We start from the raw sequence: 14,972 nt of genomic DNA, 5'->3' as shown, positions 1-14,972 counted from the left end.
TTATAAGACAAAAGAGTCCTGGCAACGGGACTTTTTTGTCTTATGGTATTCAGTATAAAATGAAACGGCGGATCTTTTGAACCGAAATTAGCCGGATTACGAGGATAGGCAGTACTTAATTTGTGTGACGGAAGACAGGCCCGGCAGGGCAATTTTTCTGCAATGGAAAGAGATTAAATTACAGTAGTCAAAATAGTCTCAAACGGCTTTGTAAGGGTATACCTACATAGATATCGTTATAGTGTTGAACGATTGATTTAAAAAATATAAACGAATGAATAAGCGACTGATTTATCTGGTATTCTTCTTTATCTCAACACTAGTATCCGACCTCTATGCACAAAAATCAAAGGATGGCTGGCAGTATCTTTTCAACGGGAAAGACCTTTCCGGTTGGAAACAGCTGAATGGAAAAGCAAAATATGAAGTGAAGGACGGTGCCATTGTAGGTACCTCCGTAGCTGACACACCCAATTCTTTCCTTACAACCGAAAAGGATTACGGCGATTTTATTTTTGAATGCGACGTAATGGTCGACAACAAGCTCAATTCGGGAATTCAGTTCAGAAGCCTTTCCATACCTGAATATAAAGAGGGTAGGGTACATGGTTATCAGATGGAAATTGACCCCTCCGACAGGGCGTGGTCAGGCGGGATCTATGATGAATCGCGCCGTGGCTGGTTATACTCCGGAGATCTGAATCCGGCAGGCGGAAGAGCCTTTAAAAAGGGACAGTGGAATAAGTACCGTGTGGAAGCAATCGGAAGCCACATCCGTACATTCGTCAATGATGTGCCTGTGGCCTATATCATTGATGATTTGACACTTAAAGGATTTATATGTCTGCAGGTGCATGGTATTGGTAAAAACAAAGACAGGGAGGGGACGCAGGTAAAATGGAAGAATGTGAGGATCAAAACAACGGACTTAAAGCCCAGTGCACCTTCTGATATCCGCATTGAAAATTTTCTTGTAAATGATCTTGACGCAGATGAAAAAAGAGAGGGGTGGGTGTCATTGTTTGACGGAAAATCAGCGGACCACTGGCGCGGATACAACAGCCAGGAATTTCCGCCTAAAAGATGGTCTGTGAAAGACGAGACGATAACTGTTTCCAAGTCGGACGGTTCGGAGACAGGAAATGACATTGTTTCAAAACAAAAATATGGCCCGTCTTTCGAATTTCAGTTTGATTTTAAACTGACGGAAGGAGCAAACAGTGGCGTTAAATACTTCGTAAACGAAGGACTTAATTCGGAGGGAAAGTCAGGCCTGGGGCTGGAGTATCAGATACTGGACGACGAGAAACATCCGGATGCTAAAATGGGTGTGGTAGGAAACCGTACGCTGGCTTCATTGTACGATCTCATTCCGGCTGAAAAACCTTCGAACGCGATCCATAAGATTGGAGAATGGAACAAGGGAAGAATTGTTGTGCATGCGGATGGTACTGTTCAGCATTTTTTAAACAGTCAGAAAGTAGTAGAGTACAAGCGGGGCGGAGCGATTTATAAAGCACTGGTGGCCAGATCAAAATATGCCAAACATGAAAACTTTGGATTGAGTAAAGAGGGAAATCTGCTTTTGCAGGATCATGGAGACCAGGTATTTTACCGCAACCTGAAAGTAAAAACCAATTAGCAATCAAATAATACAAACATTATTTATTTAACAATTAGCTTCTAAATCATGACAACCAGAAGAGATTTCATAAAGAGTGCCGGGCTGGCCGTTGCAGGAGCGGCAGTTGGCTCGAACGCTTTCAGCGCTTCCAGCTATCGCAGGATCTTAGGTGCCAATGACAGGGTTCGGGTAGGTATCATCGGTTTCTCAGATCGTTTCCGCAGCTCTTTGGCTCCCAGTTTTTCGGAACATGCCAAGGAAATGAATTTTGAGTTTATGGGGGTTTCCGACTTGTGGAACCGCCGTCGCGACGAAGCCGAGAAATTTATGAAAGGCAAAGGCTGGACCGGAAGCGAATTCATAAAGGCGCGAAACAATGAGGAATTGCTGGCACGGAAAGATGTGGATGCAGTGATTATCAGTACTGCTGATTTTCAACATGCATTACATTGTGCAGAAGCTGTAAAATCAGGTCGGGATGTGTATGTTGAAAAACCTTTTGCAGAGTCTCTGGCAGATGCAAAGGCAGCTCTCAAAGCGGTAGAAAGTTCCAAGCAGATCGTACAGGTGGGTTCACAGCGCCGCAGCGCTCCCAATTATCATGCCGCTTATGAGTATATTAAATCAGGTAAATTTGGTGATATTACCACCGTTGAAATGACCTGGAACGTCAACCAGCCAGGCCGTTGGAGACGTAAGGAGCTTGTGGAGCAGATCAGAAAAGAGGATACCGACTGGGACCGTTTTTTGATGAACCGACCCAAAGTGGCATGGAATCCTCGCTTTTATCTTGAGTTCCGTCTTTTCTATCCTTACTCCTCAGGTATTCCAGGCCAGTGGATGGCGCACCAGATCGATACCGTACACTGGTTCTCGGGACTGGATGCACCTCGCAATGTGGTTGCCAATGGCGGTGTGTATACATGGAAAGATGGGCGTACCAATGCGGATACTTTCAGCGCGGCCTTTGAATATGGTCCTTTTGATGATAAAACAAAAGGTTTTCAGGTAATTTACTCTTCCCGTTTTAACAACGAAGCAGGCGGAGTGAAAGAGTACTATTATTCCAACGGTGGTATGATTAACCTGGATACCAATAAAATCACCTCAGAAGGTGGCTTGAAGGAAAAAGATGCCAAAGGAATGGGCATGAAGGCCAACCTGTTGCCGGAAATGTCGCTGAAGTCGGGTGACAAGATTGCAACCGATGCCAACACAGGCTCCGACCCGATGACATCTCTGCACATGCGTAACTGGATGGAATGTATCCGCAGCCGTAAGGAGACCAACGCTCCGGCCAGGGTTGGATTTAACCATTCCGTGGCAAACATGATGGCCACACAGGCTTTGCATACTGGTAAGCGCGTGAGCTGGGATCCTAAGAAAAAGGAAATTCTGCTGAGCTGATTTTAAGTTTGGGTTCCGTGGGAGATTTTACAGAATTTTAAGCGGGACCCAAACCAATTTCCCGTCTATAATATAAACAAACAAGCAAGTGAATCTGAAAAATACAGGCAGATGCCTCGCCGCTTTTTCGCTGATGGCCGTGACAACTTTGGTTCAGGCCCAGAAGGTGGATTTGATCAAAAACGAAAAAGAAAAGAAAGTTGAGGTCAATATTGACGGGAAACCGTTCACTTCCTACTACTATCCGGGAGAGGATGTATTGAAAAAAGCAGTTCTGTATCCGGTGATGACCGCCAAAGGTACTGTTGTGACAAGAGGGTGGCCATTAAACCCCCGTCCGGGAGAAAGGGTAGACCACCCTCATCACGTGGGGATATGGCTTAACTATGAGGATGTTAACGGTAATGACTACTGGAATAACTCCAATTCGGTTGATCATGCCAAGCGGGCTTATGGTACGATCGTACACACAGGAATTAAATCGATAAAAAGCGGTAAAAATAAAGGTGAACTGACCGTTACCGCCGACTGGATTGATAAGGACGGTAAGCTGACACTCAAGGAAACAACGGTTTATACCTTCAGTGGCAAGGGAGATACCCGCATGGTGGACCGCTCTACTACACTGACGGCAGTTAATGGCGATGTGGCCATGCCGGATATTAAAGATGGTATGTTTGCCATTCGGGTAGCCAGGGAATTGGAACTGCCTTCCAACAAGCCGGAAATCTTCACAGATGCCAGCGGTATTGCTACCAAGGTTCCCCAACTGAACAATGAAGGCATTACAGGGAATTACAGGAATAGCAATGGAATAGAAGGAGAGGCCACCTGGGCCAAAAGAGCCGTGTGGTGTAACCTGACGGGTAAGATCAAAAATGAGGATATCAGCATTGCCATTATTGACCACCCTAAAAATGTAGGGTATCCATCCTACTGGCATTCAAGAGGATATGGTTTGTTTGCGGTTAATCCACTGGGGCAGAAAGCATTCAGCGGTGGGAAAGAAGTATTGAATTTCAAACTGAAAAATGGGGAATCCACCACTTTCCGTTACAGGGTGGTAGTGGCATCGGAACATTTGAAGGACGAAGCCCTGAATACGCTGGCGGCAGATTTCGCTAAAACAAAATAGGAAGCACCGTAAGAGGAAATATTCAAGGGCCGCGAATCTGTTTTGCGGCCCTTGAATATTTTAGAGGCTTATGCTTTTCCGAGGCGCCTTTCCATTAACTACTTTTTGATTTTTGTTCCTGGGGAATGCCAGCTGAATACATGATAGGTGGTTGGTGTGCTACCCGCATTCCGGATGGCATGCATCTGGTTGGAGGCCTGAAATATCACTGAACCCGGCCCCACACGTTTCATCTGTCCGTTTACAAGGGCTTCTACCGTACCTTCTTTGATAATAATGACCTCTTCTTCCGGATGTTTATGGGGCGGATGGGAGGTTTCTCCCGGGTTGAGCGTGGTAACGTGGCATTCCAGTTCATCCAATGTGGTGGTCTGCGAGCGGAAAAATGTTCGTACAGCGCCGGTTTTTGTAATTTTTATTTCGGCATCACCCCATTCAAATATTGCAGAGTCCATCACGTTTACCTTTGAATGTGCTAATATTGCTGTGATCGTCAGGCTCATGGTGACTGAGGCAACCAGCAGGTCTCTTTTCGTGATCATTTTTTGTAGTTAGGTTTAAATATTTGAAGATAAAAGACAGGTGTTTTATTAGTTTACCTGGACAAAATTTAACTATTCCTGAAAATATAATAGCTCCGAACCTGTGAAGAACAACACAGCAACAACCTACATCGCCTTGCTGAGAGGGATCAACGTAAGTGGCAAAAACATGATCAAGATGCCCGCTCTGGCCGGAGCCTTCGAAGAGCTGAGTTTTGCGCACGTGAGGACCTATGTGCAGAGCGGTAATGTTATTTTTGAAGCAGCGGCCGAGAAAGAGGAGACACTTCAGCAAAGGATTCAGGAACAGATTTCAAGAGATTTCAAGGCGGATGTACCGGTTCTGGTGCTGCGTGCCGATAGTTTGGTACATCTGAGAAACGGCAATCCTTTTCTGGAAGATGAACGTACCGATCTTTCCAAACTTCATATTACCTTTCTGTCCCATGAACCTGATGCTGAGATGATCTCAAAAATTGAGACGGACAAATATTTACCCGATACGTTTGTAATTCAAAAGCAATGTATATACCTGTACTGTCCTGGCGGGTATGGCAAGACCAAACTGACCAATAATTTTTTTGAAAGTAAACTGAAGCAGATTGCCACCACCAGAAATTGGAATACTGTGAATAAGCTGATCGAAATGGCAGCGAGCTGAATAAAGGTGGTTCATAACAATCCGATGCTGTCCTGAGCTCACTCAAATGGTTTGCCTGGGTATTTTAGTATGGAAATTCGCATTATAATTGTAATATTTACACTTATAATACACTCAGTAGAAATTCTCTCTTATATGAAACCTACATCCAGACGCAAATTTTTAGAAAAGGCCGGGCTTGCTACACTGGTTTCGGTATCACCTTTGGAGGCAGAACCCGAGAAGACAAAGGAGTTGTTCGTGCACCATGTTTATTTTTATCTTAAGAATCCAAACGATGCAAAGGACGAAGCTGCGTTGATGGAAGGCTTGCACAAACTGGCGAAAGTACCCACTATTCAGTACGTCCATATTGGAAAGCCAGCGGCAACGAGCCGGTCGGTGATTGTGAAAGATTATTCGATTTCCTGGCTTTGTTTTTTCAAGAATATTATTGAAGAAGAGATCTATCAGACGCATCCGATACACCTCGATTTCATCAAGGAATATTCACATTTGTGGGAGAAAGTAGTTGTATACGATTCCATTGGTCCTAAAAAGGTATCCTGATGACGAAGGGTAAGTGTCCGGCCTCTGACCGGCCCGACGCTTACCCCTGGCAACTATTCCTCTATCAGCACACCCATTTTTCCCATTCTGAAGTCACGGTAGGCTTCCATGATCTCCACCTCTTTGTTTACAACAAAAGGTCCCTGCGTAATGATAGGCTCCCCGATAGGCTCTCCGCTCATGAATAAGGCTTTTGTATCTTCCAGTATTTCGACTTCCACAGTCATCTGCTCCCTTGAGAAGACAATCATGTTGTAACGGGTAATCACCTGATCGTCAATTCTCACCTTGCCGTCAAGCAGGTACAGGAAGGCATTATGGCCGACCTGCATTTCAAATTTCAGTTTACCACCTTTTTTGCCTGTGATCATAGCCGAATTGATCGGGCTTAAAGTGGGTACCGGTCCTTTTTGTCCAAACAATTCGCCGCTGACCACATTTACCTCCGCCAACCCATCCTTGCTCACATATCTGCCCATATCATTTTCAGTTACAGGGTAATAGGTAGGCTGGTCCTTTTTGTTTTTGGCAGGAGAATTTACCCACATCTGGATAATTTCCTGCAAACCACCCTTTGCGGGTCTTTCACTGTGGATGATACCCATGCCTGCGTTCATCCACTGTACACCGCCACGTGAAACTGTGCCACTGTTCCCACGGCTGTCCTGATGATGTACGGCTCCCTCAAAAACAAAAGTTACCGGAGCAAACCCGCGGTGTGGATGGGGACCAACCCCTTCGTGCCTGTACTCAAAATCTTCGGGAATTTCATTTTTCCCATGATGCAGGAGTACAAACGGATCCAGGTAGTCTACTTGACGGGATGGTAAGGGTTGTTTCACCATCATACTTCCCATTGCGTGCTCCGGTGCGAACACTATTTTATCTATGGCCTTCATGGTTCATTATTTTGCGGATCATCATCATTCCCCTGAATGACGGCACAAAGATAACACATATAACTATATTTTAGTTAGTAGTGTATTATAATATAGCACTATACTTTTTTATAGTTTCAGGTGTAGCCATTATATAATAGAAAGCGGCATCGGATGAGGAATAAAATCTCATTTGCCTCTCCTGATAACTAAACATTTCACTTCCCCTGAGATTTGAAAGGAACTGAATTTCCAATCCATAAGAGAGATACCAGATGTATGTTGTTTGTTGTTAATCAGTGGTATATGCCCTATTTGATTGCAATAAGAGATGTCCGGTCTGATACCTATCTGGATTTGGCGGATTTCACCGGAACGGTGCCGGGCGTCTCGTTGTAACCTTTTTTACCGGTCATATTCCCTTTTTCAGATTTGGAGATCGCTTCTTTTTTTAATGTTTTGGAAGGCTTGGCAGTATCGTTAATCTGCTTTGTCTCTCTGTTTTGAGGGGCACGTGAAGGACTTCCTCCTTCAACATTCCCACTGTTTTTTTGTTTGCTCATGACATGCGTTTTTACGAATGTCAGGCAATTGTTGTACCCGGGAGGAAAAAATATGGACTGTATCCATAATTCCACAACGGCGATCACCAGGGGACCGGGATTTGGTAATATTGAGTTAACTTTAAATTTTTCCTTAAATTTGTTCAATCGCCATAAGTATTTCACCTATGAATTTTGAAGATGAGGATCAGGACTGGCTCGATGACGATGAGGCTGACCTGAGAAAAGATCATAAAAGGATATATCAGCTTCCGGTGATGCAAAAGGGGCGGGAGATATTCAGAATCGTTCATTCTCTGATAGATACCCTTCCGGAGGATCACGACCTGCAATTTTTGCGTGAACAGATGCTGACTGATGCGGCTATGATTCCTGCTAAAATTGCCGGTGCTGAGGGTGGAAATATGTACACCCTGCGGATGGAAAATGCCGTAATGATTAAACTGTCGGCGCGGGCACTCATTACCCATACCTATACCTGTGAGATGTTTTCTATTTCTGACCGGCGTTATCTTGATCTTCTGAGGCAAGCTATTGACGAATTCAGAGAGTTGTTTGTGGACTGGGTGAAAACATTTGACAAATCCAATGATCTGTCCGACGGCTGGGGGCAGTTATTCGGATAAACTCCGGCATACTGTCTCAGAAAAACGGTCAGACATTGCTGAGCTACATAATTTCTTTTTGTCCGAACTTCCTTTCCAAAGGCAATAGATTTGGTATTATTCGTTCTTTTATCAGGATCACGAACGGAATAACACCTATGAGTTTACTGCAATCATTTTCACGGATCAAAAATCTTTTACAAAGTATTGATATAGCTGCCCTCAATAAGTTATCACAGAAGGTGGATCTGGGCAAGCTGATGGACGTGGTTTCAAAGATGAGCGAGGATGATCTTAACAAGACCCTCAAACTGCTCATGGCATCTTCTGGCCCTAAAAAGGAAAAGCCGCCGGTAAATGGTGATTTTTATGAACTGGCTAAAACGCTGACTGATGAAGATCAGGTAGTCAGGATGCGGGTGCGGGATTTTATGGAAAAGGAGATCAGGCCGATAGCCAATACCTACTGGAATAAAGCGCAGTTCCCAATGCATATTATCCCTAAAATGGCGGAGCTGGATATTTGCGGACTTACGTATAAAGGATACGGATGTGCAGGGCGGTCGGCACTGCTGGAAGGTTTTATTGCCATGGAAATGGCGCGGGTGGATTCGTCCATCTCTACTTTTTTTGGCGTGCACAGTGGCCTGGCCATGGGTTCTATCTATCTGTGCGGCTCGGAAGAGCAGAAACAACATTGGTTACCAGTGATGCAGCGGATGGATATCATCGGAGCTTTCGGGCTGACGGAACCCGAAGTGGGATCAGCTGCGGCAGGAGGGCTCACCACGACGTGCCGGAAAGTAGGGGAAGAGTGGGTGATCAACGGGCAGAAAAAATGGATAGGTAACGCAACTTTTTCGGATATCACCATCATCTGGGCACGGAATGTGGAGGATAACCAGGTGAAGGGGTTTATTGTAAGAAAAGAAAATCCGGGGTTCAAGGCAGAAAAGATGGAGGATAAAATGGCGCTGAGGACTGTCCAGAATGCATTGATTACTCTTACCGACTGTGTTGTACCGGAGGCTGACCGGCTTCAGAATGCCAATTCTTTTAAGGATACCGCTAACGTCCTGCGGATGACGCGTGCAGGTGTTGCCTGGCAAGCAGTAGGATGCGGACGCGGAGCATACGAAAGCGCGCTGAAGTATACCATGGAAAGGCGGCAGTTTGGGCGTACAATTGCCAGTTTTCAGCTGGTTCAGGATTTGCTGGTGACCATGCTGGGAGACCTCACTGCGATGCAGACGATGGTTTACCGCCTTTCAGAACTGCAGGATGGCGGGATACTTACTGACGAACACGCTTCACTGGCCAAGGTGTTCTGTACCCTGCGTATGCGGGCGATCGTGGATCATGCGAGAGAACTTTTTGGAGGAAACGGAATTTTGCTGGAGTATGATATCGCCCGTTTTGTGGCTGATGCAGAAGCAATTTATTCGTATGAAGGAACCAAGGAAATCAATTCCCTGATTGTGGGCAGGGCAATCACCGGAGAGAGTGCTTTTGTTTAGAACGAGATCAATATAAAGTTTGGGTTAAATCTGCAAACGGAGCCAATTGAACGGAACCCGACCAGCCCCCTTCAATGTATTGTAAGTGACTTAAATATTTTCATTCACATAAACTTTAACCATCATGTCAAAGAAAATTTTGTTGCTCGCGGGCGACTACGTGGAAGATTATGAAGCCATGGTACCTTATCAGGCGATGTTATCGGTGGGTCTTGAGGTGGATACCCTTGCCCCGGACCGAAAAAAAGGAGACACGGTACCTACGGCTGTTCACGATTTTGTCGGCGACCAGACTTATAAAGAAACGCCGGGTCACCGCTTTGCAATTACTGCTGATTTTGAAGGTGTTGATCCTGCGGATTATGACGGGCTTTACATTGCCGGAGGCCGGGCACCAGAGTATACCCGCCTGAACAAACGGATACTTGAAATCACAAAATACTTTTTTGAAGCCAATAAGCCGGTTGCCGCCATTTGCCATGGTATCCAGATACTCACTGCTGCTAAAGTATTGCGAGGGCGGACACTTACGGCCTATGTGGCCATTGGCCCCGATATCGAACTGGCTGGCGGAACCTGGAAAAACATACCTGTCGACCAGGCTATTGTGGACGGAAACCTGGTCACTTCTCCTGCGTGGCCCGGGCATCCTGCCATTCTGAAAGAATTCTATAAACTGCTGGGGATTCAGATTTCCGGGGTATAGCTAGCGAAAAGCATAGCAATCAGCGCCTGAGATTTTCAAAGAGTCTCAGGCGCTGTTTTTCGTTTTATCGGGCATTTTTCACAAGATCGTGAAATGCTTCCCGTCCGCCGCTCTCTGCAAAGTAGGTTACGTTTTCTCTTTCTGTAATTTTGCAGAACAAAGCATAAGTGCCGTCATACTTCGCCAGTACGGGCATTCGTCTGCATTTAAGGTAGAGTATCGGAAGTGAGGCCATCTCAACGCGTCTTAAAATTTCCTCGTTATCCGCCACCTTTTTGGCTTCTTCAAAAATATCATAAGATTGGCTGATGAGCTGTTCCGAAAAGATTTCATCGGAGGGGTTCAGATTCAGGTACATGTGCGTTTGCGGGGTGATCTGGCTATGCAGAAAGTCAAAATACTGCCGCACAAATTTCCCGCTTCGGCCGTAGTAGCCATACATGAAGTCGTTGATGGTGTTTTCAACGTTACAGTCGGGATTCCAGAGTAACTTGGCAATCAGATATGCCCTGAGTTCGGCAAATTCGCCGCCACGGCTCTGGTAGGCAGCCTGCTCCATGATACCGATGGCGTTGTTCTTCTGAAAGGTTTTAATATTGGACTGAAGCACGCCAAAATTGGGAAATGGCATCAGATAGTGACCAAAATTAACCACATAGTCCCAGATGTAAAGATGCGGCGCACGGAAAGCCCAGTCATTGAGCTCTTTCAAAAAAGCCTGGTTTTCCGGACAGGAATTAAAGTCGTGAGAAAAACAACATTCTATACTGCAGAAACGTACCACCACATTATCTTTAGGACGGATGTGAAGCGGGGGTTTACGGGTATATTGATATGCAAGGGTACCGATGAACTTGTCCGGGAACTCTTTGGCCACGGCGTCTGCCACCTGGTTCACAAACCATACGATGACCCCGGACTCACTGCCTTCGCGTTTTACAATTTCCTGGCAATGATCACATTCGCAGGGATTCCGCCAGTCGTTCTGAGATACATCATAAATCAGGTATTCCGGACTTTCACGCATTCGTTTTTTTATCCTTTCAGTAATGATGGAAAGAACGTCGGGGTTGGTAAGGCATAGTTGTGCCCGCACGTGTTCTCTCTTTCCGTTGATGAGGCTATAGTATTCCGGGTGTTTTCCAAAGAATTCTTCCGGAGGCATCAGCGGATAAAAGGTATGTACGGCCCAGTAGCTTTCGATCCCACCGGGCTGTTTGGGTGCCGACATAGACCCGTTCATTTTGTTTCTGGTGGCCCAGATGGGGTCAAACGCTTCAAAGTAGAAGTCATTCCGGACGCGGACACCCGGCTGTTCCGAATGCTCGAATCGTGCAAACCGCAGTTCATTACGTTTTGGAATATTGTTAACGGTAGGAGTATACCACCGGCAGCCAAGCTCATTTTCCAGGAAAGCCAGCACGCCATACATCGTTCCGCGTTGGCTGCCGCCAAAAATCAGAATATCTCTCCCTGAGTTGATATACTGATACCCCTCAAAACTTTTTGCCGGAGCCTCCACATTTAATCTTTCTTTGATAAGCGGGGTGTATCCCAGCACGATCTGAGGACCATTGTGAGGCTGGTCCAGATTCTGTATAGGGAAGTCGGCGCCGCTTATTTCTTTCAGCCATTTCTGCAGTTCCTCTGCGGCCCACTTTTCAGATTCCGATGCACTGGCATCCAGAGCAATCCGGTACGCTGTTTTGCGGTCTTGAAAAAGAACATATTCTTCCCTTTTTCCGGCATAAAATTTCTGCTGAAGATGCAGGGTACCGCCATTTTTCAGTTGTACGTCTATCTGGGCTTTATACAGCTGGTAATGATTGGGATTTAAATTGATTTTGCCTTTGTAACCCGATGGCAGTGCTTCCTTTAATACCGTTTGACCCAGGCTATTCCAGATGGTAAGATCCGCCTTGCTGGCCAGTGCATTTAAAACCTGAGCCGAGTATTGGGAAGTTATTTCAACCTGGCTGTTTTCCCTTGCTTCAATTTTTAAAAAATCATTTTTGGCAAGCTGCTGATTGGAAAAAGGCAAAAACCGGAGACAAAATTCCCAAAGGTTACCGCGCTGTTCTATTTTGCAGAGGATTTTGTTGGTTCCTTTTTTTAGTATGACAGGTACCAAGTCGCTGTCAACTTTTAAACCTCTTTCAAAGGAGAAATCCCATACTTTGGAACCGTTCAGCCATACGCTTCCGCCGTCGTTACTCCCAAATGCTAGGAAGTACATCTGATCCTGATCCGAATTAACCTCTGTATAGGCATAGGCCATGACCGGTGCATCTTTTGAAATGGCGCTGCGGAGATTGACGACGGAATCGGTGGTACTGTACGCGATCCACTTTACTGATTTTTTGCCAACGGCTACAGGATTTCCTGCTTTAACGCTGAGATTACTTTCACCTCCGTATTTTTTCAGGTAATCGGTTTCGTAGCCTTTAAAATGGTCCCAGAGCTTAGCGGGATCTGTTGTTTTTTCAAGGGGAAAGGGTCCGCATAACAGCCAGTCTTTTATCCATTGATAATTGGTGACTGTTTGTCTGGGAAGATTTTGTGCCTGGCTAAAACCAGATGCCCAAAGGCAGGTGAGTAATAGTAAAACGATTGATTTCCTGATCATAACATGATATGGGGGGAAAGGCTGTAAGGTTGAATTCAAATTAATTACTGATTTAACCGGTATTAAGGCCATCCGGTATTTAAAAGTGATTTTCTAGGACGAATTCATCATCAAAAAAGCCATCCTGCCTGCCGGATATCAGCAGATAGGATGGCTTTGGAATAAAAATATGGCTGGTCAGCTGCCGGATGCCGCTGTGAGTTCTTCCTTTAATCTGTCTGCTACTATTTTTTCTTCGCCTGGCTGTAACATCCATGCTGTAAGCCTTATCAGGTTCCCACCTTTCAGTGTTTCTGCCACGGCGGGATCAACGGAATCAGAACCTGCCTGATAATGGTATAGTGGTAAACCCGAAAAGCCCGCTTCGATGGACGGGTTTCCAAAACGCAGTTTATCGCGCAACTGCCGGCCTGTTAATCTGATCAGTTTATCGTCCCACGCTACGGTGAGCGTGGGCGTTATATTTCCCAGCTCCGGGATGGTTATTTTAGTAGAGATACCGGGAATGCTTTTAACCGCATTTTCTATGACGGCGATTTTCCTTTCCCACATTTTCCATTCCTTGTCGTGATCGGCCGAAACAAATTTTTCAAGCGCCACATACATTCCCAGAATTTCTTCCTTGTTGACCTTGTGCCCGCGCGCCACGGTAAATCCGCGTGGAGGGGCATTGAGGCGCGCAGCAGTGATGATATTCTTTTTACCCATCAATATCCCGGCACTCTGCGGGCCGCGAATCGCCTTTCCGCCAGAAATGAATACCATGTCAAAACCCATATTATTAAATTTCCACAGATTGGAAACCGGTGGTACGTCGGCAGCAATGTCAATGGAGGTGGGGATATTGTGTTTTTTGCCAAGGGCAATCCATTCCTCATGTTTTATTTTTCCTTGGTTCGCGGTAATGTTCAGAAAATGGAGCAAGGCCGTTTTTTCGCTGATTGCATTTTCAAGGTCTTCCACAGTCTCCACTTCTATTACCCGACAGCCTGTGTTCAGAAAAGCGTGATTATACCTTTCGTTGTGAGATTTCTGACAGATTACCTCACTCTTCATTCCGTTTTCTGCGGGGTGCGGCAGTTGTTCCACTTTGCGTACATCGTTACCCGTAAGAACGCCTGCGAGGCCTAGCGTCATGGCCGAAAACGCTCCGCAGGTTACCATGGCCGCTTCTGAATGAACCAATTGTGCAATCTTCTCCCCAACTTTATCCTGTACTTCGTCAATCATACAGAAATGGCCGGAAGTATGCTCAATGGTTGCAACTACCTCCTCATCCATGATACATCCCGACATATAGGTAAGCGTTCCGGCCGCGTTGATGAAAGTGCGGATGCCAAGTTCCTTGATAACGTCCCGCTTTTTCGGTGGAGCCGCATGCAAGGTACCAATTGTACCGGCGAGAGGTAACACGGAAAGGCTCTTTAGTAATTTTCGTCGTTTCATCAGGCTGAGATTTAAAGGAGTAACTATAAAATATTACCGTTCTGTCGGTTCGGTGACCAGGAAGATAAAGTTAGGAACTCTTTTTATTAATTTGTAACCTGCTTACTGGACAAAAAACTGCGTCATCGTTTCCTGTTGGGGAGTACACGGTCATTTTGTTACTAATAATTGAGGTGTAGGTTACAACCTTTTACAATCAGTATCTGTCATGTTACTGATCACCCAATAATCGTTGTATGAAAAATCTTGTACTGTTTCTCATCTTGTTTACGATTGTATCCTGTAAAGACAAATCGCCTGGCGCTGGTGTTGAAGCTTGTGGTGTAAAGGATCCTGCACAAAATCTTCCCTGGTTAAAGGATATGATTGAACAATCGGCAGCATCGAAAGAAAAGGGCTTTCTGAAAGTTACGCTTGTCAATCTGCGGGGGGAGCAGGTTTTTGATTTCGCTGTTATTTACATGTCCTGCATTGCCTGCCAGGTTTACCACTGTGATGGAACGCGTGTGGACATCAGCAAGTACACACCAGCGGAAATAATGGAATTACAGCAAAATGTAAGAGGAGAAAATGGCAAAAGAACGGTAGTCTGGTCCAACGAGTAGGTTGGTGATGAATAACGGCCGGTTTTGGATAAATATGTTAGCACAGGAATGAATTTTATGTTACTTGCAATAACATTCTATTCAAGAAAGGTATACCAAACGAAATCC

At 45.4% G+C, this 14,972-nt stretch carries 14 protein-coding genes; 9 read left to right on the top strand and 5 right to left on the bottom strand.

All coding sequences use genetic code 11. The features are described from left to right. Positions 1–274 precede the first annotated feature (274 nt). The 3 genes from KOE27_RS10590 (at position 275) to KOE27_RS10580 (ending at position 4,166) form a co-directional block, all read left to right on the top strand. On the top strand, positions 275–1,642 hold the full coding sequence (locus KOE27_RS10590; RefSeq protein WP_215238857.1) for a 3-keto-disaccharide hydrolase: 1,368 nt from the start codon (positions 275–277) through the stop codon (positions 1,640–1,642). A gap of 48 nt (positions 1,643–1,690) precedes the next feature. Then, positions 1,691–3,031, top strand: coding sequence for a Gfo/Idh/MocA family protein (locus tag KOE27_RS10585; RefSeq protein ID WP_215238856.1), 1,341 nt, complete (start codon positions 1,691–1,693; stop codon positions 3,029–3,031). A 133-nt stretch (positions 3,032–3,164) separates the two neighbouring features. Next, entirely contained in the window at positions 3,165–4,166 is a 1,002-nt protein-coding gene (locus tag KOE27_RS10580) for a DUF6807 domain-containing protein (RefSeq protein ID WP_215241575.1), read from the top strand. Between the two features lie 98 nt (positions 4,167–4,264). Here KOE27_RS10580 and KOE27_RS10575 read toward each other — a convergent pair whose 3' ends face one another. Continuing rightward, a complete protein-coding gene (locus tag KOE27_RS10575) occupies positions 4,265–4,708 on the bottom strand; it encodes a cupin domain-containing protein (RefSeq protein WP_215238855.1) in 444 nt (147 codons plus the stop codon). Positions 4,709–4,811: 103 nt separating this feature from the next. Between KOE27_RS10575 and KOE27_RS10570 the strand changes: the two genes are divergently transcribed. Both KOE27_RS10570 and KOE27_RS10565 read left to right on the top strand, forming a co-directional pair. Beyond that, entirely contained in the window at positions 4,812–5,369 is a 558-nt protein-coding gene (locus KOE27_RS10570) for a DUF1697 domain-containing protein (protein ID WP_215238854.1), read from the top strand. Between the two features lie 135 nt (positions 5,370–5,504). Continuing rightward, complete coding sequence (locus tag KOE27_RS10565) at positions 5,505–5,918, top strand: Dabb family protein (protein ID WP_215238853.1); 414 nt, start codon at positions 5,505–5,507, stop codon at positions 5,916–5,918. A 53-nt stretch (positions 5,919–5,971) separates the two neighbouring features. Here the strand turns inward: KOE27_RS10565 and KOE27_RS10560 are convergent, their stop codons facing one another. Further along, complete coding sequence (locus KOE27_RS10560; RefSeq protein ID WP_215238852.1) at positions 5,972–6,817, bottom strand: pirin family protein; 846 nt, start codon at positions 6,815–6,817, stop codon at positions 5,972–5,974. A 326-nt stretch (positions 6,818–7,143) separates the two neighbouring features. Further along, positions 7,144–7,359 (bottom strand): hypothetical protein, encoded by a 216-nt coding sequence (locus KOE27_RS10555; RefSeq protein WP_215238851.1) that lies wholly within the window; start codon positions 7,357–7,359, stop codon positions 7,144–7,146. Between the two features lie 167 nt (positions 7,360–7,526). On the opposite strand from KOE27_RS10555, the gene KOE27_RS10550 reads away from it, so the two are divergent. The 3 genes from KOE27_RS10550 (at position 7,527) to KOE27_RS10540 (ending at position 10,187) form a co-directional block, all read left to right on the top strand. Further along, on the top strand, positions 7,527–7,985 hold the full coding sequence (locus tag KOE27_RS10550; protein ID WP_215238850.1) for a four helix bundle protein: 459 nt from the start codon (positions 7,527–7,529) through the stop codon (positions 7,983–7,985). 137 nt (positions 7,986–8,122) lie between these two features. Then, on the top strand, positions 8,123–9,481 hold the full coding sequence (locus KOE27_RS10545) for an acyl-CoA dehydrogenase family protein (RefSeq protein WP_215238849.1): 1,359 nt from the start codon (positions 8,123–8,125) through the stop codon (positions 9,479–9,481). A gap of 124 nt (positions 9,482–9,605) precedes the next feature. Next, a complete protein-coding gene (locus tag KOE27_RS10540; RefSeq protein WP_215238848.1) occupies positions 9,606–10,187 on the top strand; it encodes a DJ-1/PfpI family protein in 582 nt (193 codons plus the stop codon). 64 nt (positions 10,188–10,251) lie between these two features. Here the strand turns inward: KOE27_RS10540 and KOE27_RS10535 are convergent, their stop codons facing one another. Both KOE27_RS10535 and KOE27_RS10530 read right to left on the bottom strand, forming a co-directional pair. Next, entirely contained in the window at positions 10,252–12,813 is a 2,562-nt protein-coding gene (locus tag KOE27_RS10535) for a DUF4838 domain-containing protein (protein WP_215238847.1), read from the bottom strand. Between the two features lie 177 nt (positions 12,814–12,990). Continuing rightward, positions 12,991–14,262: an aminotransferase class V-fold PLP-dependent enzyme gene (locus KOE27_RS10530; protein ID WP_215241574.1), complete on the bottom strand. Its 1,272-nt coding sequence runs from the start codon at positions 14,260–14,262 to the stop codon at positions 12,991–12,993. A gap of 233 nt (positions 14,263–14,495) precedes the next feature. On the opposite strand from KOE27_RS10530, the gene KOE27_RS10525 reads away from it, so the two are divergent. After that, a complete protein-coding gene (locus KOE27_RS10525) occupies positions 14,496–14,864 on the top strand; it encodes a hypothetical protein (RefSeq protein ID WP_215238846.1) in 369 nt (122 codons plus the stop codon). Positions 14,865–14,972: the final 108 nt, after the last annotated feature.

Origin of the sequence: Dyadobacter sp. CECT 9275, assembly GCF_907164905.1 — a bacterium.
GTDB classification, from domain to species: domain Bacteria; phylum Bacteroidota; class Bacteroidia; order Cytophagales; family Spirosomataceae; genus Dyadobacter; species Dyadobacter helix.
This window is presented reverse-complemented; position numbering and strand designations above follow the sequence as displayed.